Annotated in this window: 1 protein-coding gene; it reads right to left on the reverse strand. The window is 36.7% G+C overall.

Going from position 1 to position 379, the window contains the following annotated elements; translation table 11 throughout:
• Nucleotides 1–192: 192 nt before the first annotated feature.
• On the reverse strand, nt 193–379 hold a 187-nt coding region (locus tag OEW74_RS19335; protein WP_265430038.1), incomplete at its 5' end, for a hypothetical protein.

The raw sequence follows: 379 nt of genomic DNA on the forward strand, positions 1-379 counted from the left end.
AATTTACTGCTTTTTAGCAGTTTGCACAACTTTTATTCAATCTAAGCCAAATGCACTACGGGTTGTATATAATAATCTACTATCATTTTACAGGTCGCTCCTTTGGAGCTTAATCTGGTGATTTTATAATGTTCTATTAACAGAGCGCCACGATGTGGCTTTTAGACATCTTTGCTTTTAACGATATTGGTGTTATCTACCAAATGGAACAATTACTAAAATAGCCCGGATTGAACGGCTTGTTTGAGCTCTTTTTGCTGCAAAGAAAAAGCAAAGCGCAAAAAAGCGAGGAGTGAAAGCCGGATTTAGCTCCTGAAAAAAAGTTCGAGGGTTGGAGAATGAGAGAGTTTGATAGTTGGAGGTATGCTTATATATATAT

It is taken from the genome of Chryseobacterium sp. YIM B08800 (assembly GCF_026163565.1).
GTDB lineage: Bacteria > Bacteroidota > Bacteroidia > Flavobacteriales > Weeksellaceae > Chryseobacterium.